This window comes from Paenibacillus sp. EC2-1 (assembly GCF_049311625.1).
Classification (GTDB): domain Bacteria; phylum Bacillota; class Bacilli; order Paenibacillales; family Paenibacillaceae; genus Paenibacillus_AQ.
Genome location: NZ_CP186006.1, coordinates 676,141 through 698,864, shown reverse-complemented (window position 1 = coordinate 698,864; position 22,724 = coordinate 676,141). Strand labels below are relative to the sequence as shown.

At 44.2% G+C, this 22,724-nt stretch carries 23 protein-coding genes and 1 pseudogene; 9 read left to right on the top strand and 15 right to left on the bottom strand.

Translation table 11 applies throughout. The features are described from left to right. The first annotated feature begins 40 nt into the window (after positions 1–40). Positions 41–643: a cell wall hydrolase gene (locus ACK8P5_RS03300; RefSeq protein ID WP_422659570.1), complete on the top strand. Its 603-nt coding sequence runs from the start codon at positions 41–43 to the stop codon at positions 641–643. 90 nt (positions 644–733) lie between these two features. Here ACK8P5_RS03300 and ACK8P5_RS03295 read toward each other — a convergent pair whose 3' ends face one another. Further along, on the bottom strand, positions 734–1,777 hold the full coding sequence (locus ACK8P5_RS03295) for a lactonase family protein (protein WP_422661358.1): 1,044 nt from the start codon (positions 1,775–1,777) through the stop codon (positions 734–736). A gap of 255 nt (positions 1,778–2,032) precedes the next feature. Between ACK8P5_RS03295 and ACK8P5_RS03290 the strand changes: the two genes are divergently transcribed. The 3 genes from ACK8P5_RS03290 to ACK8P5_RS03280 all read left to right on the top strand — a co-directional run bounded on the left by ACK8P5_RS03290 (position 2,033) and on the right by ACK8P5_RS03280 (position 4,547). Further along, the gene (locus ACK8P5_RS03290) at positions 2,033–3,199 is read left to right on the top strand and encodes a copper amine oxidase N-terminal domain-containing protein (RefSeq protein ID WP_422659569.1); all 1,167 of its coding nucleotides are present in this window, start codon (positions 2,033–2,035) and stop codon (positions 3,197–3,199) included. A 231-nt stretch (positions 3,200–3,430) separates the two neighbouring features. Then, the gene (locus ACK8P5_RS03285) at positions 3,431–4,057 is read left to right on the top strand and encodes a helix-turn-helix transcriptional regulator (RefSeq protein ID WP_422659568.1); all 627 of its coding nucleotides are present in this window, start codon (positions 3,431–3,433) and stop codon (positions 4,055–4,057) included. Positions 4,058–4,142: 85 nt separating this feature from the next. After that, positions 4,143–4,547: a hypothetical protein gene (locus ACK8P5_RS03280; RefSeq protein ID WP_422661357.1), complete on the top strand. Its 405-nt coding sequence runs from the start codon at positions 4,143–4,145 to the stop codon at positions 4,545–4,547. Positions 4,548–4,627: 80 nt separating this feature from the next. On the opposite strand, the gene ACK8P5_RS03275 is transcribed toward ACK8P5_RS03280, so the two are convergent. Further along, positions 4,628–6,352 carry a DUF4179 domain-containing protein gene (locus tag ACK8P5_RS03275; protein WP_422659567.1) on the bottom strand — a complete coding sequence of 575 codons (1,725 nt, stop codon included), beginning with the start codon at positions 6,350–6,352 and terminating at the stop codon, positions 4,628–4,630. Then, positions 6,345–6,875 carry a sigma-70 family RNA polymerase sigma factor gene (locus ACK8P5_RS03270; protein ID WP_422659566.1) on the bottom strand — a complete coding sequence of 177 codons (531 nt, stop codon included), beginning with the start codon at positions 6,873–6,875 and terminating at the stop codon, positions 6,345–6,347. Before ACK8P5_RS03270 ends, ACK8P5_RS03275 begins: the two co-directional genes overlap by 8 nt. A gap of 608 nt (positions 6,876–7,483) precedes the next feature. On the opposite strand from ACK8P5_RS03270, the pseudogene ACK8P5_RS03265 reads away from it, so the two are divergent. Together ACK8P5_RS03265 and ACK8P5_RS03260 are read left to right on the top strand one after the other, a co-directional pair. Beyond that, positions 7,484–8,192 (top strand): annotated as a pseudogene (locus ACK8P5_RS03265) (MBL fold metallo-hydrolase). A 144-nt stretch (positions 8,193–8,336) separates the two neighbouring features. Next, the gene (locus ACK8P5_RS03260) at positions 8,337–8,834 is read left to right on the top strand and encodes a CcdC family protein (protein WP_422659565.1); all 498 of its coding nucleotides are present in this window, start codon (positions 8,337–8,339) and stop codon (positions 8,832–8,834) included. Positions 8,835–8,928: 94 nt separating this feature from the next. Here the strand turns inward: ACK8P5_RS03260 and ACK8P5_RS03255 are convergent, their stop codons facing one another. The 10 genes from ACK8P5_RS03255 to ACK8P5_RS03210 all read right to left on the bottom strand — a co-directional run bounded on the left by ACK8P5_RS03255 (position 8,929) and on the right by ACK8P5_RS03210 (position 14,878). Beyond that, entirely contained in the window at positions 8,929–9,945 is a 1,017-nt protein-coding gene (locus ACK8P5_RS03255; RefSeq protein ID WP_422659564.1) for an NADP-dependent oxidoreductase, read from the bottom strand. 50 nt (positions 9,946–9,995) lie between these two features. Further along, the gene (locus ACK8P5_RS03250; protein WP_422661356.1) at positions 9,996–10,772 is read right to left on the bottom strand and encodes a sulfite exporter TauE/SafE family protein; all 777 of its coding nucleotides are present in this window, start codon (positions 10,770–10,772) and stop codon (positions 9,996–9,998) included. Positions 10,773–10,853: 81 nt separating this feature from the next. After that, positions 10,854–11,081 carry a sulfurtransferase TusA family protein gene (locus ACK8P5_RS03245; RefSeq protein WP_422659563.1) on the bottom strand — a complete coding sequence of 76 codons (228 nt, stop codon included), beginning with the start codon at positions 11,079–11,081 and terminating at the stop codon, positions 10,854–10,856. A gap of 30 nt (positions 11,082–11,111) precedes the next feature. Next, complete coding sequence (locus ACK8P5_RS03240) at positions 11,112–12,239, bottom strand: MBL fold metallo-hydrolase (RefSeq protein ID WP_422659562.1); 1,128 nt, start codon at positions 12,237–12,239, stop codon at positions 11,112–11,114. Between the two features lie 76 nt (positions 12,240–12,315). Beyond that, on the bottom strand, positions 12,316–12,888 hold the full coding sequence (locus ACK8P5_RS03235; protein ID WP_422659561.1) for a sulfurtransferase TusA family protein: 573 nt from the start codon (positions 12,886–12,888) through the stop codon (positions 12,316–12,318). 109 nt (positions 12,889–12,997) lie between these two features. Next, positions 12,998–13,294 (bottom strand): rhodanese-like domain-containing protein, encoded by a 297-nt coding sequence (locus ACK8P5_RS03230; RefSeq protein ID WP_422659560.1) that lies wholly within the window; start codon positions 13,292–13,294, stop codon positions 12,998–13,000. Positions 13,295–13,315: 21 nt separating this feature from the next. Next, the gene (locus ACK8P5_RS03225; protein ID WP_422659559.1) at positions 13,316–13,684 is read right to left on the bottom strand and encodes a rhodanese-like domain-containing protein; all 369 of its coding nucleotides are present in this window, start codon (positions 13,682–13,684) and stop codon (positions 13,316–13,318) included. 42 nt (positions 13,685–13,726) lie between these two features. Then, on the bottom strand, positions 13,727–14,212 hold the full coding sequence (locus ACK8P5_RS03220; protein ID WP_422659558.1) for a DsrE/DsrF/DrsH-like family protein: 486 nt from the start codon (positions 14,210–14,212) through the stop codon (positions 13,727–13,729). A gap of 67 nt (positions 14,213–14,279) precedes the next feature. Next, complete coding sequence (locus ACK8P5_RS03215) at positions 14,280–14,507, bottom strand: sulfurtransferase TusA family protein (protein ID WP_422661355.1); 228 nt, start codon at positions 14,505–14,507, stop codon at positions 14,280–14,282. Between the two features lie 110 nt (positions 14,508–14,617). Next, on the bottom strand, positions 14,618–14,878 hold the full coding sequence (locus ACK8P5_RS03210) for a metal-sensitive transcriptional regulator (protein WP_422661354.1): 261 nt from the start codon (positions 14,876–14,878) through the stop codon (positions 14,618–14,620). 262 nt (positions 14,879–15,140) lie between these two features. On the opposite strand from ACK8P5_RS03210, the gene ACK8P5_RS03205 reads away from it, so the two are divergent. From ACK8P5_RS03205 to ACK8P5_RS03195, 3 genes are all read left to right on the top strand, one after another. After that, positions 15,141–16,787 (top strand): CoA-disulfide reductase, encoded by a 1,647-nt coding sequence (locus tag ACK8P5_RS03205; RefSeq protein WP_422659557.1) that lies wholly within the window; start codon positions 15,141–15,143, stop codon positions 16,785–16,787. 160 nt (positions 16,788–16,947) lie between these two features. Then, entirely contained in the window at positions 16,948–18,702 is a 1,755-nt protein-coding gene (locus ACK8P5_RS03200) for an alpha-glycosidase (protein WP_422659556.1), read from the top strand. 293 nt (positions 18,703–18,995) lie between these two features. Continuing rightward, on the top strand, positions 18,996–19,781 hold the full coding sequence (locus tag ACK8P5_RS03195; protein WP_422659555.1) for an endonuclease/exonuclease/phosphatase family protein: 786 nt from the start codon (positions 18,996–18,998) through the stop codon (positions 19,779–19,781). 89 nt (positions 19,782–19,870) lie between these two features. Here the strand turns inward: ACK8P5_RS03195 and ACK8P5_RS03190 are convergent, their stop codons facing one another. Together ACK8P5_RS03190 and ACK8P5_RS03185 are read right to left on the bottom strand one after the other, a co-directional pair. Beyond that, positions 19,871–20,920 carry an EAL domain-containing protein gene (locus ACK8P5_RS03190; RefSeq protein ID WP_422659554.1) on the bottom strand — a complete coding sequence of 350 codons (1,050 nt, stop codon included), beginning with the start codon at positions 20,918–20,920 and terminating at the stop codon, positions 19,871–19,873. 80 nt (positions 20,921–21,000) lie between these two features. After that, entirely contained in the window at positions 21,001–22,515 is a 1,515-nt protein-coding gene (locus ACK8P5_RS03185; RefSeq protein ID WP_422659553.1) for a diguanylate cyclase domain-containing protein, read from the bottom strand. Positions 22,516–22,724 lie beyond the last annotated feature (209 nt).

Genomic DNA, 22,724 nt, shown 5'->3' with positions numbered 1-22,724 from the left:
AAAATGGAAAGTACTTTCGATCCTTATTGTTCTCTTGCTAGTGAACACAACAATGGGCATGTCTCACACAGCTGAGGCTCAGAAAGCCGTCAAATACGGTGATTCCAATAAAGATGTATGGGACCTTCAATATCGTCTACGGACGCTTAAATTGTACAGTAGTACGATCGATGGACATTATGGACCGGGTACGAAGTCGGCAGTTATCGCTTATCAGAAGAAAAATGGGATGTATCCCGATGGCAAGACTAGTCTTGCCACATGGAGAGCCCTCAAGAAAGTCTCAATGAGTAAATATGAAGTTGATATGATGTCTAAAGTTATTTACGGTGAAGCCCGTGGAGAAAGTTATCAAGGACAGGTAGCTATTGGCGCGGTCCTTATGAACCGATTCAAATCCAGTCAGTTTCCGAATACGATGAAGGGCGTTATCTACCAGAAGAACGCGTTCACCGTAGTAACGGACGGACAATTTAACCTGAAACCGAGTCAGACGGCCTATAAAGCGGCTCTCGATGCCGTTCGTGGTGTCGATCCGTCCAAGAAAGCTCTCTACTACTTTAATCCGAAAATCACATCCAGTAAATGGATGTTGTCGCGCCCCCGTACGGTAAAGATCGGAAATCACATATTTGCTAGGTAATTATTTTGTTAAAAATCATTAAACGACAAAAACCAGGCCGCGCAAGGATCACAAACCCTTGCGCGGCCTGGTTCTCTTTTATATAGGTAATTACGCCTTCTCTACTGGACAAATACACACTGGATGTGGAACCTCAATGGTATGTCCGGTCGCGTCCAGATGTCCTGTATTCTTATCGATCTTATAACTTGCAATGAGGCCATTATCTTGATTGGAAGTTACTAAATAACCGCCCGGAAGTAGATTAAAGTGGCGCGGTGTTTTTCCTCCGGAAGAAACCCAATTCACAGCACGCAGCATCCCTGTATCCGTATCAATCTCATACTGAACAATGCTGTCATGACCACGGTTGGATGCATACAAGAAACGTCCGCACGGCGTCACCAGAAGATGAGATCCTGTGTTATTATCCATAACCACATCTTCGGGAAGAGTGGAGATATGCTGAAGCATCTTTAAGTCTCCAAATGTTGCATCATAAGCATAGACCGTCACTGTGCTATTCAGCTCATTCACCCCATACACCCATTGCCCTGACGGATGGAATGCAATCATACGTGGACCAGCCCCCGGTGGCAGAGTGATCTCCCTATGGGTGACAAGCTTACCGTCCTCAAGGCGATACAGAATGACCTCGTCCATCCCCAGATCACTAACGATTACATATTTATGTTGTGGATCTTGGAAGATAGAGTGTGGATGCGCCTCAGACTGACGATCATCAATTAGGCCTCGTCCACTGTGCTGGATAATAGAAGTAATCTCTCCCACGGCACCCTCATTTTCAAGCGAAAGCACGGTAATACGTGCATCACTGTATCCCGTCGTGAACAAGTGCTTACCATCACGCGAGCGAGATACGTGGCAGGTTCCCGAAGAATCCGTCGATGTGCGGCTGATCTCCGTTAATTTACTTGTCTCTGGATCTGCACTATACGCAACTACTTCACTAGCCCCTGCCTCACTGACAGCGTACAATACCCGATGGAGCTCATCAAAATCCAAATAGGTCGCATTCTCAATTCCCGCAGTTCCATCCAGAAGTTTCAACTCACCGTTCTCTGGATTTAAGGCACCCAAATATATTCCTTTGCTATCAGCGGAACCATAGGTTCCTATATAGAAATATTGCATCGTCACAATCGGCCACACTCCTTTATTTTATAAAAAAGATAACAGTGATTGCTTTCATTACTTTGTATTAACCCGCACAGCCTTCCATTGACCCCCTCCTGCGTTTATTTCACAAAAATATCGTTTCTATACTGAACCCTATTATAATCCAATATTTACATGTTTCGAAAGGTATTGCTGGTCTTGGGTTTGTCGGGTATGATTACCGCTGGACTTAATACCTCTATTTTACTCAACATGAAGGAGTTAACAGTTATGATAAAGAGAAGAATTGGACTACTAGTATTCGCTATGCTGTTCGTATTCACCAGTGCCGTTCAAGCGGCTCCTGCAAAAGCACCAGCCCAAATCCGTGTATTCTTAGACGGTAAAGAAATCAAGTTTCAAGCAGCACCCGTTATTAAGAACGGTGTTACTTTCGTTCAGTTCCGCCCTTTGTTCCAGGCCCTTGGATATACCGTCAACTGGAATAACACAACTAAACAGGTTACCGGTACCTTCGCTGACCAAAAGCTACAAATGAAGCTTGGATCAACCATCGCTTATGTAAACGGACAGAAAATAAAGCTGGCGATTGCCCCTTATACACAGTCCGGAAACACACTTGTACCCCTTCGCTTCGTGGCAGAGTCTACAGGACTCCCTGTCAAATGGGATGCCAAAGCTCGCACAATTAAGATTGATCGCAAGACAATCACGAACCAAATCGGCCTTGAAGTGAAGAAGCTTTATAAAGATCAGGCGGCCGCGGAGACAAAAGGCGATTATAAACAAGCGATAACAGCTATTCATCCGAAATCACCATCATATAAGGATTATGAGAACAACTATAAAGAACAAGCCGCTTACCAACACAAGGTTTCCACGTCCGTTTATGACGTCATGGTTGCAGGATCATCTGTACACGCTACAGTTGAGAAGAACTACCAGCGCACAGGTGGACCATTCATGTGGGACTTTACCGTATATCTCGATGTGATCTTGAAAAAAGACGCTTCTGGCAAATGGAAAGAATATGACAATGATATGTTTGACCTAGAGTACCACATTTCAGATGGTCTTCTCGAAGCCAAACCGGAAGTACCTGAGACCACAAAAGAGTTACTCATGATTACGATGGATACCCATTATAAAGGGTTGAATGACAAGAATATCGAGCTTTTCTATTCAGCGCTCTTTCCTAACTCTCCTTATTTCGAAATCATGGAAACTCTTATAGATGCAGGAATGATCGATGAAGTAGATTTCAAATTAAATGCGGATTCTTCTCGCATTGTCTACTTCCAAAATAACGATGCCATCATTTCTGTGGAAGAAACCAATCATTTTGATGGTGATACCTATCATTCATCCAACCTTTACTGGTTACAAAAGAAAAATAATCAATGGCTCATTTACGATGTACTCGATGTTACCGAGTAATCTCTAGCTATCTCTTACACCTCGTCCTTCACGGCATACCGTGAAGGACGGGGTGTTGTCATTTCAGAAGCAACCCCAGACATACTTTCTCCCCATAGACATATATTATCTTCACGAATTGCAGCTTCAGTCGGATATATACATCTCCTCTCGGGTAGACAGGTCCCCACGGATAAGCGATAATAATTCTCATAAGGAACTTCTCATCAATATAATCAGGTGGTGATCAAGATGGAACACACACAGGATCTGTCCACCCGGGATACTATTCTTCATATGCTAAAGACGAAGGGACCACTCAGCACCAAATCGATCGCATCTGCACTTCTCGTCACTGAAATGGCTGTTCGACGCCATTTGGGTAGTCTTGAGAAAGAAGGCGTCATTGAAACCGAGCTGATTCGTCAACCGATGGGTCGACCACTAGCCCTGTACCGTCTTTCACCACATGCAGAATCGCTGTTTCCGAACAAGTATTCCACGCTAACACTGGATCTGCTAGATGAACTAGCAGAAGAAGCCGGCGATGGTATGGTTGCTCGTCTGTTTGAGCGCAGGCGTGACAAGTTACTGCAACGCTATGAATCGGGAGTTGCAGGCAAACCGTTAGCTGACCGGGTACAAACCCTGACAGATATTCAGAATGATAATGGGTACATGGCGGAGTGTGAACAAACCGAACAAGGCAAATATGTGATTAAAGAACATAACTGCCCCATCTCCCAAATTGCCAATCGATATAACAAGGCTTGCAGTTGTGAACTGGAGCTATTCTCATCTCTGCTTCAAGCGAAGGTTGAACGAACCGAATGCCTCGCAAGTGGAGGTTGTCGTTGTGTTTATGTAATTACGGAATAAGAAACATGGGTCCCTTGATCAAGTTATGGGTAAGAATTAAATACCTACTAACTTGCACTTTCAAGGAGGAAATCCTGTGATAGACATGAATTCGGTCATCCAAGTCAAATTCCCTTGTCATCAATGCCAAGAGAATATTGAGGTAACGTTTGAAGAAGAGCAACTTAGGAGCATTCGCTGTCCAAATTGCGATTACGGATACACACTCATGAAACCAACCATCGGAGAGGAAATTTTACTCGATTGGGAGAAGGAAGCCGTCTACCAGAAGGTTCGTGCTGAGAAAACAGAACAGGACAACACGGAATTACTGGCCCTTATCATCAAAGTCGTTGAACTCCTCACCTGGAAAGACGAAGGTCACGGACATATCCGTGCCATTGAAACGCTGCGTCAGTGGCTACTTCTGAACGGTGTTCCGAAAGCCATTATCGAGCTACTCGATGCCAAAGGCCCGCAAGGGAGCTCTCCTACGGAATTTCGAAAATAACGTTATCTGATTCTTTCGGCCCCAGATAACAAAATAAAAAGGAACGGTCCTTATTCAAGGATCGTTCCTTTTCGTTATGGTTAGAGAGAAGTCTTGCCCTCTTCCATTTCATACAATATAATTTCATCCTGACGGACTTCAATAGCTACAACGGCATCATCTTTCTCAAAAAAATGAACATGACCCATTCGCTTGTCTTCCATCTCCACCCATCCGTCAGCTTCTACTTGTTGAAAATATGCTGTAGGTGTATAAAGCCCCTGTTCTCCTCCAATATTCTTAAGATCATATTGAATGCCCATTCGAATATTCGGATTACCGGATGCGACAACTCCTGCTTCCTTGGCACCTTCCGGCTTCGGAATTTCGTCTAAGACAGCTGACCTCCAGTACTTAACATCCTGTCCTTGAACGATAATAGGCACCTCAATGTTCTTCTCAATAACACCTGGGTAGCTGCTAAGTGTAAACGTGAGCGGCTGAGGATAATCCTCTGGTCTCAGGTACAGATACTCGGTTGATTTACGCCCTCCGTTCTCCGTTGACGTACTCGTAGATCGGACTCCCTCTGCCGACTCACTAAGCTCATGCTTCTTCCCATCCCCGTCGATAAATGTATCAGAAACATTTACACTACCGAAATATCGTTCACTGGTCTCGTCAAAATCAAGCGTTAAGGTATGCACTCCTTTATCTTTCGTAAATGAGCCGAACTTTAGATTGTCATCCGGAGCGCTGAGCACAACCTCCTGATTGGTATCCACCACCACTTTCAGCTTAGCAGGATCGACGGCATGAAGACCACTAGCCTTTAAAGTGAGTGAATACGGCGCTTCTAATATGGTACCCTCAAAGAAGTAGGTTTGTTCTCCATTCTCATCTGGGCCCATGCTCAAAGGGCTCATTAACTTTGTGGACTTCCCGTCCGTCACTGAATCTAAATAGCCTTCCCACAGACCGGATACTTTCATTGTATTCTCGGGATCAATACTCGTCTTTAGGACAATACCTGTCGGAGAAAATACAACCTTTTGCAGCTTCATCTTCTGTCCTTCAATCTCAACGACCTCATCTAAAGGTACCGTCCGAATATAATTCTGATGGGTATCGAGATCCAGCGTTATTCTCACTTTCAGCTTCTCTTCTCCCTCTGCCTCATGCCCATAACGAGCATTCGCAGAAGCTGGGGCTACAGTAAAAATAAGATTCATAAACATCTTTAACTGTTCTTCCTTACTAAATGAGAAATCGACTTGAAGACGATGTATCCCTGGTTCAAATTCATTGCCTCCTTGCGTGCTTGAACTATAAGAAATCGGAAACAATCCATCTGTATCTTCAAGAGTGGTGTTCCTTACAATTACATTCTTGTCTGAGTGATTCTCCATTGTGTAGAACACCCGTAACTGATGTGATCCAATTAAGACACCATCCACTGTTACCGTGTAATCTCCCTGGCTTACAGACTTTCCAACGGGCTGAATCAGCCCTTGTGTATTAGCGGTGTTCAATATCTTATCTTCTTCAAAGCTATGCCCTTGTAACGACGGATACGGCCCTGCAGCCATTTGTTCGACTTGACCCGTCTGCTGTAGTGATCCGCCCCACATCAGCAGGAAGACTGCGGCTAAAGCACCCGCAAGAAGGCTCAACCCCTTGTACCGGATGCGGGATCGCTTGAGCTGTTTCCCTCTACGAATCCCTTCCTGAACTGCGGCTTCTAGTTTCTCATCTGACACATCCGGGTGACACGCCTCAGCATCTTGAAAGTAACTTTTCAGCATTTGTTCTTCTTTTTCATACATGGATTGCTGCACCCCCTGGCTCGATTTTTTGCCTCAGCAGCTTTAATCCCTGATAAAGTCTTGTCTTCACGGTTCCTTCCGGACATTCAAGCACCTTGGCAATTTCCGCTACCGTCATATCCTGATAGTATTTCAGAATTAGCACATGTCGATATTTAGGTTTCATCCGATTCAAGGCTCGCTCTAAGTCTAATTTGCTGTCATTCACCATCTCGCCCGTTTTCGCGTGTTCCTGTTGGATCTCCTCATATGGAATAACACGCTTCTTTCGCTTCTGCTCATCGACACAGCAGTTGATTAATATTCGAATGAGCCAGGTAACGAACAACTCCGGATTCCGGAGTCGCCCACATTTACTCCACGCCCGGCACACGGTCTCCTGAACAGCCTCAAGCGCATCATTCTCATTATGCAAATAACTATAAGCTATGCCGTACAACCGTCTCCTCTGCCTTGTAATTAAGGCATGAAATGCAGCTTCATCCCCTCTACAGGCGGCTTGTGCCAGCTCTCGATCTTCCATATCGAGCTTTCCCCCTTGTTGCTACCCCTTATTATTTCGATCTGTAACATTAGACTGACTTCAATAGCATAACGTTTTATTATTTTATAAATCGATATCCACGAAGGGATAAACACAAAAAAACTGTCCCCATGTGGACAGTAGAATTTCCAATATATCATTTACAATTATCGACTTCTCTTTCTCCTAGGACGAAATACATAATGGTGAAAGATATAACAAACGCCGCATACAAGTAAGATCAAAGCCGCAAACCATATGACGGGAAGCAGATAAGGTGTATGCTGACTCGCTATGAATAGTAAGTATAAAGAAACGGTATACATAAGCAAGAATATAACAATACGCTTGTACAGATCCATTAGCACAGCCTCACTTTCTTCTGTGTCGTTGGTTCACAAATCTACATTTTTTTCCGTATCCATAACTTTATGGTAACTCAAACATAACAAAATTGCACTCAAATTTTGGAAAATATATTAATATTTCTATTTTTTAAACATTTTTTATTCTAATTTCAAATTCAAAAAATTAAAAACGGATCTTGTTAAAACTAATGATATTAGTTATATTGTTAATAATATTAGTTTTGAAAGTGGGGGATTTGAATGAAAATTACGATTGAAGATAAAGTAACACAGTTAGCATTTCTACCGCGGTTGTTCCCAATCAATGTCTATCTTGTAGAAGAGAACGACGGGTTTACTTTAATTGATACCGGTATGTCATTTTGTAAAAAAGGGATTTTGGGAGCGGCCGCATCTGCGGGTAAGCCTATCAAACGGATATTGCTTACACACGCTCACGAAGATCATGTCGGCTCCCTCGACAGCCTAAAACAATCGATTCCCGAAGCTGAAGTGATCATCTCGCGCCGAGACTCCATTTTGCTCACTGGCAATCATACACTTGAAGCTGGTGAACCAAAGACGCCCATCCGTGGTAGCATACCGAAAGGTATTTCAACTCGTCCTGGCCGTTTACTTGAAGATGGAGAAATGATTGGTTCCCTTCAAGCTATCTTTACACCGGGTCACACCAGGCCATATGTCTTATCTCGATACGCGAAGCGGTATTCTTATCGCTGGGGATGCTTGGCAGACCCGTGCAGGACTCGCTGTATCCGGTGTAATCCGGCTGCTATTCCCCTTCCCTGCTATGGCCACATGGCATAAGGAGAGTGCCCTGCAGAGTGCAAAAAAACTTGCAGCGTTTAAGCCTTCCCTACTTGGGTGTGGACACGGCCCAATGATAAAGAATCCTTCCCAGGCGATGAATAAAGCCATCATACAAGCGGAAGCTGCATTCAGTGGTTAGATCCAGCTCACCTTAATATCAACGTCAAGCCTCCAAAAAAGTCTATGCATTGAAGATAAGCACTCTCCTCTTCCCTTCATGTTATGTGCTATAATCATCTATACATAGGTATGTGACATTTATAATGGAAAGAGGTCTTGAATTGTGGTTGATCTGAATTCCCCAATTCTTCAAATAGGCACCACGATCGGTATGTTGGTCATGGCGCTAGCGGTTATCTTCATTCGTATGAAAGCAAGCAATCGTCCTGTCACTGTTAAGAAAATCATTATCCCACCGCTCGGTATGACCACTGGATTTCTGATGTTTATCGAGCCTGATGTGCGAATTCCTATCTTATGGGGACTCCTTTCATTTCTAGTTGGATGGTTCATCTTCTCGTATCCATTAATTCGTGGTACCAAATTCGAGAAAAGAGATGACCAAGTCTTCATCAAACGCTCTCGTAGCTTTGTGTATATTCTGCTCGGACTGTTGGCTGTGCGTCTACTACTTCATGGTTATATCGAGGAGTTCATCTCCATTCCTCAGACAGCAGCGCTGTTCTTCCTCCTTGCCTACGGTATGATCACCCATTGGCGCTTGGCAATGTACCGCCAATACAAGGAGATTACGTATCCTGCACCGGGTAGTGTAACGTAAAAGTAGCGAGTTATTTCTCATTATTTGCATAAAAGAAAGCCGTCCACGGTCGTTGGACGGCTTTCTTGCTATATCAACATGCTATTAACGCATTCTATTTCGTTACATCACTCACATGCACAAGTTGTTTCCCCAGATTATCTCCAGCAAACAACCCTAGAAAGGCTTCAATGGTATGCTCAAAGCCCTCTACTATATTCTCCGCATATTGAATCTTGCCTTCAGATACCCACTGCGCCAGATCAGCCATAGCTGTTGGAAATCCCTTGGAATAGTCACCGACAAGGAACCCCTTCATTAAAGCCGTATTCGTAAGCAGTAGACTCTGAATCCGTGGACCTTGATCCGGCTTCTCCAGATTATATAACGCAATCTGACCGCAGATTGGAATTCGGGCATTCTTGTTAATCCGTGAGAGTACCGCATCGGATACTTCTCCACCCACATTATCGAAGTACACATCCACCCCATTCGGGCATACCTTCTCAAGTGCTGTCTTCAGATCCCGTTCGGTACGATAATTAACTGTCGCATCAAATCCGAGTTGTTCCTTCAGATACGTGTTCTTCTCATCCGAACCCGCTATGCCTACGACTCTAGCCCCTTTAAGTTTAGCAATCTGCCCTACAACCATTCCGACAGCACCTGCTGCACCAGACACCACAACGGTCTCACCTTCCTTCGGCTGACCAATATCAAGCAGTCCGAAATAGGCCGTTAGTCCAGTCATACCAAGAACGCCAAGTGCTGTTGTAATTGGAGCCATCTTCGGATCAACAGATCGAAGCGTAGATGTATCGACTGCTGCATAACGCTGCCATCCCCAGATCCCAGCTACAATATCTCCGGGTTGATACTTCGGATCTGTCGATTCCATAACCTGTCCTATGGCACCAGACTTGATAACTTCACCAACTTGGTAAGGCTCAGCATAGCTCTTCGTCTCACTTAATCTTCCTCTAATATAAGGATCAACGGATAGATACAACGTGCGGACAAGGGCCTCCCCAGCTTGGGGTACAGGCAAGGGCTCCTCCTGCATCGAAAAGGTACTTTGATCTGGCATACCTTGCGGTCGGTTAGCTAATAGAATCTTTTCATTGATGGACATGATGGTTAACCTCCTTCAAGTACTTCTATACTATTAACCATTCTTGCCCCTTACAAAATATCGAGCCATATCTTGATCGCTGTCGCCAAAATCAACACCGCCAATATAATCTGCAGTACCTTGGTATTCATCTTCTTACCCGCGGAAGCGCCAAGCGGCGATGCAATGAGGCTGGCAATGACCATAATCAATGCTGGAAAATAATCGACCTGACCCGTCGTAACCTTCCCAACCGTAGAACCGATTGAAGATATAAATGTGATAGCAAGTGAGGACGCAATGGTCATTCTCGTCGGAATTTTTAGCACGACTAGCATGATTGGCACGAGCAGAAACGCTCCAGCTGCACCTACAATACCTGCACCGATCCCAACGATTAAGGCTAGTGCGGCTGCGAGCCACTTGTTAAATTTGACTTGATCCATGGGAATGTCGTCCACACCTTTTTTCGGAATGAACATCATGATCGCAGCAGTCAAAGCCAGAATACCATAGATGATATTAATACCATCCTCACTCATCGACTTGGAGCCGAACCCTCCAATAAAGCTACCGATCAAAATAGCAGCCCCCATATAGATGATAAGCGTCTTATTCAAATACCCACCTTTTCGATATGCCCACACGCCGCCGATCGTTGCAAATAATACCTGAACGGCACTTATACCTGATACCTCATGTGCGGAAAATGCCGCCAGTCCAAACAGCGGTGGGATATAGAGCAGCATCGGATATTTAATGATAGAACCTCCGATACCAACCATCCCAGAAATATAAGAGCCAATAAATCCAATTAAGAAGATGGTAACTATATATGCAAAGCTCATATCCATCTTTTCATCCTCCTTCTTTATAAGAATTTCAATTTTTCAGTTTAGAAAAGGGAACCGCTTCGGTTCCCTTAAATATCAGCCTTTTTTAACCCAAAATTTCAGTATGCTTCCCTCTGTATCATGCTTCACAAGCTCATGTCCACCGGCTGCGGCCCAAGAAGAAAGATCGTTCTTGAATCCCATATCGGTTGTATGAATCTCAAGCACTTGACCTGACTCAAGCTCCACCATGGCCTTTTTTGTTCTAACAATCGGCATCGGACATGCTAGGCCTGTAGCGTCTAATACTTTTACAGATTCCATTTTCATAAATCCTCCTATATTTTATATTTGTTATCGAACCGCACAGCGGTTCGGTCCAATTTCCATTTCACGTTGTTTCTCATCGTCCGGATTGATTTTCCCCATGTTCGTTTGACGAATTTCCTGATACGCGTTCGGCTGCGGCGGAAGGTTCTTCGTAACCATGTTACGGAATTCTTCCTCATCGGCAATGTTAAGTCCATGATTGGATGCATACAGCTCACCCAGTGTCTTCGCCACGGTACCATCATCGTTCAGCTCTTCCATAATCATAAAGTGAGCTGGTAGTACAAGCAGTTCATCCGAGAGCTCTTTATAACGGGAATACAGCGTTTCACGCAAATCCCCAACCCAGTCCTCAGCCAGTCCAGCCAAATCGGGTCTACCAATCGAATCGATAAACAAAATATCACCTGTCAGTAGATAATGGTCGTCGATAACAAATGAAGTCGAGCCAATCGTGTGCCCCGGAGAGTATAACGCCTCAATGCTGATCTTGGTGTTTCCAATCATCACTTCGTCTCCATCTTCTAGTGGCTGATACTTGAATACCACTTCTCCAGCATCTTTTGGTGGGAGCCAGTAAGTTGCATTTGTCTTCTCTGCAATTGAGCGTCCTCCGGATATATGGTCCGCATGCAAATGCGTATCAAACACATGCTTGATCTCAGCATTTACACTTTTGGCAAAGTCAATATACGTGTCTGTCATACGTGTTGCATCAAATATCGCCGCTTCACCATTGGAAACAGCCATGTAGGAAAGGCATCCTTTACCGATCCGTACGAACTGATACAACTCACCGCCATCCTTCAGATCGCCGACCTTGACGGGAACAAGGTGCTCACTCCAAGCCTTCATACCGCCCTTCAGATACCCCACGGTACGTCCTTGCTCAGATAGTATCTCAGCCACCATAATAGATGATCCTTCCTTAGCACATACAACCAGTACCTCTTGATTCGCCGGAATCTGATCCAAAATCGCTTCCACGCCATCAATCAGATCAAAATAGGGGATGTTCAAATATTCGAAATTGGAGCCTTCGATTTTCCAATCTTCAAAATCCGTTGTATTCCGAACGTCCAGAATGAACATCTTCTCTTTAGAGATTGCCTTCTCCGCAACTTCTTTCGCTTGCATTTCAATGACTGCCATTATATATTCCTCCTTAATGTTTGCTCGATATTATTTCATTTCATGAATTCACTGCTTAAGGGTCATCGTTCTATCGTTAATTCATATCGACTACGGGGCCGCTCCAACGACTCATACCGGGCACAACGTTAAAGATGCGGTCAAACCCATTAGATGCCAGCTTCTGAGCAGCCAGATCACTCCGCGTTCCAGTGCGGCATACCACATAAATTTCGTCTTGTTGGTTCAGTTCCCCGAGACGGCTTTCCAGCTCACCTAATGGAATCGAAATCGCATTTGGGATATGCGTAAAGGCGAATTCCGCAGGTTCACGGACGTCTAGCACAACCACGGGCTCACCCGACTGAAGCTTCTGCTCTAACTGTGCGTTATCCGCCACGTGAGGGAAGGAATGCGTCTCTTTTGCTTCATCAGAGGATTTACGCAAATAATGTTTCAGCACCTCTCCTTCTTCAACCGTACCTAGATATTGATGACCTGCACTTTCTGCCCATGCCTTCATGTCTGCTTTTGAGCCTCTATCCGTTGCTTGTACTTCCAGAACCTGACCTGCATCCATATCCTTCATTGCTTTCTTGGTTCTTACGATGGGCATCGGGCAAGCCAATCCCTTGGCGTCCAACATAACGTTCGATTGAATCGAATTCATATGATAAGTACCTCCTGTTTTTATACCGCCGGGGGTATAATATATTTCGAAAAAAATGGTGCTGAACGCACCGATCAAGCTGTTTTTCTAATTGTTACTACATCTGTTATTACTCAGTCTTGCCTTCCCATGCCAACATACCACCGGCCATGTTGATGACATTATAGCCTTGGCTCTCCAAATATTCTGTAGCACGACCACTTCTTCCACCAGAACGACATACCATAATATATTCCTTAGACTTATCCAAATCCTGCTTACGGAATTCAACGAGTCCAAGTGGAATGTTAATCGCACCTGGGATCTTACCTGCTTCTACCTCTTCGGTTTCACGCACATCAATGATATCCAGACTTTCACCTTCGTTTAGCCGTTGTTCTACTTCCTTCGGTGTGATCTCTTTCATGATCCTAGAACCTCCATTAATCTATGATTTCGATGACCAGGCGCTCATGCCGCCTCTAACATTCGTCACTCTCTCAAATCCTGCTTTCTTCAGCAGTTTGCTTGCGTTGTTGCTGCGCATTCCGCTCTGACAAATGACAACAACCTCGCGGTCTTTAGACAGTTCTCCCGTCTTCTGGGATAGCTGCTGAAGCGGAATGTTTTTGAACCCGCGGATATGGTTGCCGGAATATTCACCCGGTGTACGCACATCAATGAACTGCTTATGATGATCTTGTAATTCATGACGCAGCTCAGACGTACTGATCTGACGGATTCCTTTGGCTGGGAGGATACGTTTGAGTAAAAATAATACGATAAGCGCGATTAAAATCATATTGAGATAATCCAAGTTCGAATCCCTCTCCTTACACAGGGCTTTGCCCTCTGTTCATTAGATAAACAAGTTTACATTGCCATCTTGGGCATCCGCTAGATAAGCTGCAACACCCGCATACTCAATGCTATCCAGCAATTCTTCTTTTTGAAGTCCAAGCAAATCCATCGTCATCGTACATGCCACCAGCTTTATGTCTTGCTCTTGAGCCATTTCAATTAATTGTGGAAGAGGAACGGCGTTATGCTTCTTCATCACATCTTTAATCATTTTAGGCCCCATACCAGCAAAATTCATATTCGAAAGACCCATTTTATCAGCGCCTCTTGGCATCATCTTACCGAACATCTTCTCCATGAATCCCTTCTTCACCGGAACCATGACATCTTCATCTTTACGAAGGGCGTTCAGTCCCCAGAATGTATGAAAAATAGTGACCTCATGATCGTATGCTGCTGCACCATTAGCGATAATGTAAGCCGCCATAGCTTTATCGTAGTCACCACTAAACAGCACAATTGTTGTTTTTTTCGTATCAGACACGTATTTATATCCTCCTTATTACATCCCTAATTACCCCAAGGGGTATATTATAGTGTAAAAAAATATTTTAGCCCTTCTTAATCCAAAACTTCAGCACGCCATTGTCTTCCGTATGCTCGACAAGTTCATTGCCACTTGATTTCGCCCAAGCTGCCAGATCGTTCTTCGCACCTTGATCCGTGCTGTGAATTTCCAATACCTGACCTGGCTCCATATCTTTCATTTCCTTCTTCGTCTTCACGATCGGCATAGGACAAGCTAATCCCTTAGCATCAAGTACTTTATCGGCGTTCATCATCTTATAATTCCTCCTCAAATTAAATATCAATATGGTTAGTCACTTCATCTATATACCCATACGGGTATATTAAAGGATACAGAAAGGGGTGTCAACCCTTCCAAAGACTAACGGCTCTTCACTAACAGGTTTACCGCTTCAAGCACAAGTTCTTCCGTATTATGGCCGTTCTCTTCCGCAGTACGTACACATTCTACAAGGTTTGAGCTGACAACAACCCCAATCGTCCGATCAATGGCAGTCCGTGCTGCGGATAGCTGGGTGATCACTTCCTTACAATCCTTCTGCTCTTCCATCATCTTCAAAATACCACGAAGCTGTCCTTCAATACGCTTAACACGGTTCTTCATCTGATCATTGTAATCCATCATGTTTGTTCCTCCTATCCTTCTTCTTATATATTGTCGTACCCTTTATTCTAATTATATATCACCTGTCCATAATATATACCCCTGAGGGTATTTAGTCAAGTCTATATTATGTCGCTTGTTCAAATCCGTCTTCGATTCGAACGACATTTATTATAATATGAAGCGTATATATGCGATCAAATATTTGTCACATTTTTTTAGTCGTGCATATGTTATTATACCCCCAAGGGTATTAAATAAATCGTTGGAGGGATAAATTATGAGTAAGAAAATTGTTATTGTAGGCGGAGTTGCTGGTGGAGCTTCGGCCGCCGCTAGATTACGTCGATTAGATGAAACCTCAACCATTGTATTGGTTGAGCGTGGTGAATATATTTCATTTGCCAACTGCGGTCTGCCTTACTATATTGGAGAAACAATTCAGGAGCGCAGCAAGCTAATGGTACAGACCGTTGAAGGAATGAGCAACAGATTTAAGCTGGATATCCGTAATCTCAGTGAAGTGATATCTATTCATCGCGAAGACAAGACCGTCTCGATTAAAAATCTATCTACTGGAGAAGTCTATACAGAGAGTTACGATCACCTTATTTTATCTCCTGGAGCTAAGCCGATTGTTCCGAATATTTCAGGTCTGGATGAAGCCAAGGACGTCTTCACTTTACGCAATATTCCTGATACCGATCAGATTAAGCAATATGTAGACCAGCGTAAACCTGCCAAAGCGGTTGTGGTCGGGGGTGGATTTATAGGATTGGAAATGGCGGAGAATTTGGCGGATCGTGGAGTTAAGGTCACTCTTATTGAAATGGCCAATCAAGTGATGGCGCCTCTCGATTATGAAATGGCATCTATCGTTCATACTCATCTGAAGGAAAAAGGAGTTACTCTGATTCTTGAAGATGGTGTCAAAGCGCTCTCCAACCAAGGAAAAACAATCGAGCTATCCAGTGGTAAGAAGGTATCTACTGACATGATCATCCTATCCATCGGCGTCCGACCTGAGAATGGACTTGCTGTAGACGCAGGGCTAAACATCGGTGAACGCGGCGGAATTATCGTTAATGAATATATGCAGACAAATGATGAGAGCATTTATGCAATCGGTGATGCCGTTCAGATTACGGATTATATACACCAGAGCCCTGCGATGATTCCACTAGCTGGGCCAGCAAACCGCCAGGGCCGTTTGGTAGCCGACCATATTTACGGGAAGAACGCACCTTACAAGGGAACGCTCGGAACTTCGATTGCTAAGGTATTCGATTTAACCGTGGCTGCTACCGGCAGCAACGAGAAGAAGCTCAAGCAGCTCGGTCTGCCTTATCAGGCGATTCATATTCATCCTGCTTCCCACGCCGGTTATTACCCCGGGGCGTATCCTATTGCACTGAAACTATTATTCAATCCGGACAATGGACAAATTTATGGAGCGCAAGCTGTAGGCAAAGATGGCGTGGACAAGCGAATGGATGTTATTGCGACGGCGATAAAGGGAAATCTAGATGTTCACGACTTAACGGAGATCGAGCTTTCATATGCTCCTCCCTACTCTTCTGCCAAAGATCCGGTCAATTATGCTGGATACGTAGCGTCCAATATTATGGATGGGCAGGTTGACACGGTCCAATGGCATGAAATCGATGATCTGCTGAAAGCTGGTGCTACACTGATTGATGTCCGTGAACCTGCTGAGAGGAACGCTGGATTCATCCAGGGCTCCATCCATATTCCCCTGAACGATCTACGGGACCGTATGCATGAGCTTCCAAAAGATGAGACCCTCTATGTTAGCTGCCAAGTTGGACTTCGGGGTTATCTTGCTTCCCGAATCCTTGCTGAGAACGGATTCCAAGTGAAGAATCTAGATGGAGGCTGGAAGACATACGCTTCCGTTCAACGATAACACGATTCACAGTGTATTCACCGCTTGTGTCTTACAATAAGTCATGATATATTTTCATTAAATTTACAACTTAAAGGCAATGTTATCTGTTAAAAGGTACATCCTCGGCTATACTTAGTCCTGGGTGTATCTTTTTTATTTTTCTAAGGAGGACTTCTTTATGTTCCTAGAAGCAATCTATCATCGTCCAGGGAAAAACTGGTCTTACGCTTTTGACAACCAGACGATCCATCTTCGAATTCGTGCGAAAAAAAATGACCTGACCGAGGTATACGCTTTAACAGGTGATAAATATTTATGGGACCAAACCATCGAATATATACCGATGTCAAAGCTGTCCTCTGATGAGCTATTTGATTACTTTACGTGTGAAGTGAAACCGCCCTACCGCAGACTTAAATATGGATTCCTATTGCAGCAAGGTCAGGAGAAGCGCTGGATGACAGAATATGATTTTCTGAGCGAACCTCCTGGGAACCCCGATCGGCTATTTGAATTTCCATTCATCAATCCAGCAGATGTGTTTACAACACCAGATTGGGTAAAGGACGCAGTCTTTTATCAGATTTTCCCTGAGCGCTTCGCGAATGGTGATTCAAGTAATGATCCAGATGGCGCCCTCCCTTGGGGAAGTGCCGAGCCAACACCCACCAACTTCTTCGGCGGAGATCTCCAAGGTGTCATAGATCATCTGGATTATCTGACGGAGCTCGGCATCAATGCCATCTATTTCACCCCTTTATTCACTGCAACGACCAACCATAAGTACGATACCGAGGACTATATGAAGATCGATCCACAATTCGGTGATAAAGATACACTCAAAAAACTCGTCAAGCTATGCCATGAACGCGGAATACGCGTCCTCATGGATGCGGTATTCAACCATTCAGGCAGAACCTTCGCTCCTTTTGTCGATGTACAAAAAAATGGTGATCAGTCCCGATTCAAGGATTGGTTCTATATCCGCTCCCTACCACTGGAAGTAGTGGACGGTATCCCAACTTATGACACCTTCTCATTCGAGCCGCTAATGCCGAAGCTGAACACGCATCATCCTGAAGTGAAGGAATACCTATTAAGATCAGCCGAGTATTGGATCAAAGAAACCGGAATCGACGGCTGGCGTCTCGATGTAGCGAACGAAGTGGGACATGAATTTTGGCGAGAATTCCGTAAGGTCGTGAAGAAAGCCAACCCGGATGCTTATATTCTAGGTGAGGTGTGGCATGAGTCCTCCATCTGGCTAGAAGGCGACCAATTCGATGCCGTTATGAACTATCCATTCACCTATGCCGTCCTTGATTTCTTCGTTAAACGCACGGTTGATGCTGAGAAATTCTCCTTCATGCTAGGCAAGCAACTAGCCGGTTATCCCCATCAAGCCAGTGAAGTTGCCTTTAACTTGCTGGATAGTCATGACACAGCTCGCCTGCTTACACTCGCACATGGCGATAAGCGTCTAATGAAGCTTGCTGCCCTATTTCAGTTCACATACTTCGGTACACCATGTATCTATTACGGAGACGAGATCGGCATGGATGGTGGACCAGACCCAGGGTGCCGCAAATGTATGCAATGGGATGAGAACAAGCAGGATAAGGATCTATTCTCTTTCTACCAGAAGCTGATCAAACTGCGTAAAGATCATACCGTTCTGCGCACAGGTACGTTCCAATTCCTTATAGCTGAGAACCAGGGAGGAAAGCTCGCTTATCTGCGTGAGGATGATCATGAATCCATCTTGGTGATTATCAACAACGATAAGTTTACCCAGTCTGTCATCATACCTGTCCATGACCAGAAGTGGATGAATCTCTGGAACGATGGTGAATCCATTCAATCCCATAAAGGGCAGCTGACGGTGAAGCTACCGGCTTACGGATTCACCGTGCTCAAGGCTTCTCTATCGTAAGTAGCGTAAGCCTGATAGAACTAATGAGTGCATCTCTTACGGCATGAATAATCAGACCCTATGAATAATTTAGAGCATTACATATTCAATATATAAAGCATTTTAATTTATTCCGTTAAACAAGGGCCATTCGACGCGTACAGCGTGGAATAGCCCTTGTTTAATGAGATCATGTAGCATGATTCAAGTTAATTTTCGGTACACCAATCTTGCAGTCGTACAATCTTTTGGGTGATGATATCATTGAAAGGTAGAGTGATGAACCCATTACAGAAGAGATAGGATGAGTAGACATGAGTATCACCACGATGACATTCAACTTGCGCGTAAATGTATCGAGCGACGGAAGCAACGCCTGGCCTCATCGTAAACATCTTGCAGCAGCTGTCATTGCAGAGGCCACACCTGATATAGTTGGTACACAGGAAGGAACAAGTGAGATGCTAACAAATCTGGATGAATCCTTACCTGCCTACCGAAGATTTGGTGCTGGTCGTACAGGTGTTGAAAGCGATTACGATGAGTTCTGTGCAATCTTTTACAGACATGACACAGTAACTCTATTAGAACAGGGACAATTCTGGCTATCTGAATCACCTGAAGTACCTGGAAGCATAAGCTGGGACAGCTCACTTCCTCGTATATGCACATGGGGGCTCTTTCAGAGTAAAGAGAATGTAGGTCAGCGCTTCTATGTCATGAACACACACTTTGATCACATGGGAGTTGTTGCAAGACAACAAAGTGCGAAGCTGATCCTGGATCACATGAGACAACTACGCGATAAAGAACAAATTCCGGTCATTCTAATGGGTGACTTAAATGCTTATCCAGATCAACCCGAAATTGAGCTCCTCGAACAGCATTTAAACAGTGCTTACTCCCTTCTCCATGAGCCGGTGGGCTGTACCTTCCATGATTTCAAAGGAGATACCGAGGGTGATCCTATTGACTATATCTTCACAACATCCGATATTCAAATGATTGAAACTCAGGTCTACCGTGATCAACTTGAAGGGGTCTATCCTTCAGATCACTATGCTGTCTCGGTCAATTTGAAACTTACAACCTCCTCATAACCCCCTTACAACCTTCATCTAAAATAATAGAGCGTACCAGGATAACCCCTGGTACGCTCTACTATTTGATGCTAAACCATTCGCCATTTCTAAATCGTTATACAGCCCTCATTCTCATGGTCCACTGGAGGCCTTTCTGCAGGCTTCCCGAATAAATATCCTTGAGCCAGCTCCATACCAATCCCTCGGCAGAATTCGAATTCTTCCCACCGCTCTATACCCTCAGCCAACACTTTGGCGCCAAAGCTGTGAGCGATATCTGTTATTTTCGTCAACTTTTGCTGCATCTCTAAACTCTCATCACAATGATCAATGAGGCCTCGGTCAATCTTAACGTAATCAGGCTTCAATCGAATCATCTGTTCAAGTGTCGAATACCCTGCTCCTACATCATCCAAGGCTACGGATATTCCGTTACGCCGGTATACATCGAAGATCGATTGCAGATGCCTTACATCATCAACCCGTTCTGTTTCGACAACCTCGAACACAAAGTCCTTAGGTTCGAGTGATAACCGTTCAATCGTCTCGAAGGTATGACTGAGGCAGAACTCCGGTTTATATATCGAGGAGGGAAGAAAATTCACGAATCGTTTCACACCCTTGGGTAACCATATCGCACTTGTCTCAATCGCGGATATTCGAGCTGCACGGTCTAGAAAAGAGTGTAGACCGGTTGAGCGTGCCGTTTCAAACAGCATATTAGGCTGAAATGGAATGCCCGACTCACTTGACCTCAGCAAGAACTCATAAGCTACAATCGTTTCTGTGTGGTCCACAATTGGCTGCATATAACTTGTGAATTGTTTCTCCAGAATAATGTTGACCACATCATAGCGCTTCATACGTTCTTCAAATTGGTCAAGAGGAGTCCAGTGTTGCTGATAACCGGATTCATTTTCTCCCTTTACACAAAACTTCAACTTCTCTCGAATGAATAAGGGAAGTCCTTGTAACAGCTTCAGCAAGGAGAGCATAGCCTCACGATCTCTGTATTGAATAGCGCAACTATTTTCCATCTTCTCTACCGCGTATCCGTTTTCAATAAATATCAAGTTTAATTCAGGACTTGCCGGTCGGATAAATATCTTTCCGTTGTCCTCAATTGGTTCTATAGCGATGCAGTTATAGCATGACATATTTGTCCTCCTCAGCAAGCTCACTCCCTATACTACTTATCGGCATTTGAACCACAAACCTTTGTAGTTTTTTAACAATTTTATGAGTGAGGTGACTGTAGAGATTCCGTATAAAACTGCCATCCTAATCCATTTTCTTTAGCAGTATACATCGCAGCATCCGCTCGTCCAATAAGTTCTTGATCATCTGAAGCATGATCGGGATAAATGGCAAGTCCAATGCTTGATCCCGTATGTATTTCATACTCATCCAGCTTGTATGGTCTACTCAGCAAGTCACTTATACGATCGGCCAACTCCATCAGTTCTTTATCATCCACCGGAGGATAGACAATAACAGTGAATTCATCCCCACCCAGACGAGAGGAAACTAGCCGCTCACTGTTCAGTGAACCTAGTCTCTCGGCTACCATCTGAATAAGCATGTCACCGGCACGATGTCCATAATTGTCGTTAATCAATTTGAATTGATTCAGATCCATATAGAGCAGCCCTAGCTTATTCCCATGACGATCCGCATCCGCGATTCCCTCGATTAGCCGAGCATTGAAATAACGGCGATTATACAAACCGGTAAGGTCATCATGATGCGCCAAATACTCACTGTGTCTTAGACTATCGTGCAGGCGCTCCAGCAGACGATCATTCTCCAGTTGAATAAGGACTTGTCGCACGATGATAAGCAGGATACTCAGCGACAGACCTGTAAACAATCCACCCCATCCACCGAATCGGTCAAAGGTTAAGATAAGCAAGCTTACAAGCACCACGTAAGGAAGCAGGTATTTCACAAAAAAAGCCCTCGTTGCCGATATTCTCTCCTTAAATGGCCTGGCAGTCCACAGTCTCGGTATGGAATGAGAGCCTGCGAAGCTAATAAGGAACACCGCTGAAGTCCAGAACAGATTCAGATAAGGGCTCGAAGCTTGTCCCATTAAATTAACGTTCACTAGATAAATCAGGTTCCCCAGCACAAAAGCTCCTCCTCCTAGACAGAGGAACGCCGCCACCTCACGCCGAACTTGCTTGGCATTAGAATAGAGAACTATCGTAAAAAATATCAGGATCATACCAAACACGGGGTAAGCTAGATCCATCCATAGCATCGAGCCATCACCTGTATAGTGGTCATCCAAAAGCCATGGCTTCAATATGTATTCCCAGCTTATTGACATCAATACGATGAATATAATCATAATATCGAACAAGAATCGTAGACCTCTAAGCACCCCTTGCTCATGTCGAAATAAATACACGAGTCCGGCGGTATAGAATACTGCTTCTGAAATCCACAACAACTCAGCAACATTAAATCCATATCCTTCACCACGGATCCATAACGGTAGTGCCCATGCGAACTGAGCAAAACCTTCACAGATTAAAGCCATCATAATTAGCAACCAAAACACCCTTAGCTTACCTTCATGCCTTGAGGCAACTCGTGCTAGATAGCAAGAAGCGATTAATGGCGCAATAATCACAAATAGAGTGTGAATCGTGACAGCAGATGGTAAACAAATGATAAATATCCATTGAATAAATAGATACAACACAGCCAGTTGAAGCGGTGTTCTAATCTCTTGAATCCATTTCATAAGCGTTCCCCCTGAAAAGGTTGGCTTGTCATATCGTGATGTAAATTTTAGGTCTATTGGATTATAATCCCTATTAAATCCAATGATACTTTCTACCCATCATGAAGTAAAGATGAGAACGGGAAAGTGGAAGAAATGAGCCTATCCATGGAAGAACTTCCCCCTTATTTGACTATAATATACAAAAAAAAAGATCCGGATACGTTAGA

Coding starts and splice junctions, on each gene's coding strand:
- ACK8P5_RS03295 (WP_422661358.1), bottom strand. CDS start 1,777: ATGCAATATTTCTATATAGGAACCTATGGTTCCGCTGATAGCAAAGGA.
- ACK8P5_RS03290 (WP_422659569.1), top strand. CDS start 2,033: ATGATAAAGAGAAGAATTGGACTACTAGTATTCGCTATGCTGTTCGTA.
- ACK8P5_RS03285 (WP_422659568.1), top strand. CDS start 3,431: ATGGAACACACACAGGATCTGTCCACCCGGGATACTATTCTTCATATG.
- ACK8P5_RS03280 (WP_422661357.1), top strand. CDS start 4,143: ATGAATTCGGTCATCCAAGTCAAATTCCCTTGTCATCAATGCCAAGAG.
- ACK8P5_RS03275 (WP_422659567.1), bottom strand. CDS start 6,352: ATGTATGAAAAAGAAGAACAAATGCTGAAAAGTTACTTTCAAGATGCT.
- ACK8P5_RS03270 (WP_422659566.1), bottom strand. CDS start 6,875: ATGGAAGATCGAGAGCTGGCACAAGCCGCCTGTAGAGGGGATGAAGCT.
- ACK8P5_RS03255 (WP_422659564.1), bottom strand. CDS start 9,945: ATGTCCATCAATGAAAAGATTCTATTAGCTAACCGACCGCAAGGTATG.
- ACK8P5_RS03250 (WP_422661356.1), bottom strand. CDS start 10,772: ATGAGCTTTGCATATATAGTTACCATCTTCTTAATTGGATTTATTGGC.
- ACK8P5_RS03245 (WP_422659563.1), bottom strand. CDS start 11,081: ATGGAATCTGTAAAAGTATTAGACGCTACAGGCCTAGCATGTCCGATG.
- ACK8P5_RS03240 (WP_422659562.1), bottom strand. CDS start 12,239: ATGGCAGTCATTGAAATGCAAGCGAAAGAAGTTGCGGAGAAGGCAATC.
- ACK8P5_RS03235 (WP_422659561.1), bottom strand. CDS start 12,888: ATGAATTCGATTCAATCGAACGTTATGTTGGACGCCAAGGGATTGGCT.
- ACK8P5_RS03230 (WP_422659560.1), bottom strand. CDS start 13,294: ATGAAAGAGATCACACCGAAGGAAGTAGAACAACGGCTAAACGAAGGT.
- ACK8P5_RS03215 (WP_422661355.1), bottom strand. CDS start 14,507: ATGAACGCCGATAAAGTACTTGATGCTAAGGGATTAGCTTGTCCTATG.
- ACK8P5_RS03210 (WP_422661354.1), bottom strand. CDS start 14,878: ATGGATTACAATGATCAGATGAAGAACCGTGTTAAGCGTATTGAAGGA.
- ACK8P5_RS03205 (WP_422659557.1), top strand. CDS start 15,141: ATGAGTAAGAAAATTGTTATTGTAGGCGGAGTTGCTGGTGGAGCTTCG.
- ACK8P5_RS03200 (WP_422659556.1), top strand. CDS start 16,948: ATGTTCCTAGAAGCAATCTATCATCGTCCAGGGAAAAACTGGTCTTAC.
- ACK8P5_RS03195 (WP_422659555.1), top strand. CDS start 18,996: ATGAGTATCACCACGATGACATTCAACTTGCGCGTAAATGTATCGAGC.
- ACK8P5_RS03190 (WP_422659554.1), bottom strand. CDS start 20,920: ATGTCATGCTATAACTGCATCGCTATAGAACCAATTGAGGACAACGGA.
- ACK8P5_RS03185 (WP_422659553.1), bottom strand. CDS start 22,515: ATGAAATGGATTCAAGAGATTAGAACACCGCTTCAACTGGCTGTGTTG.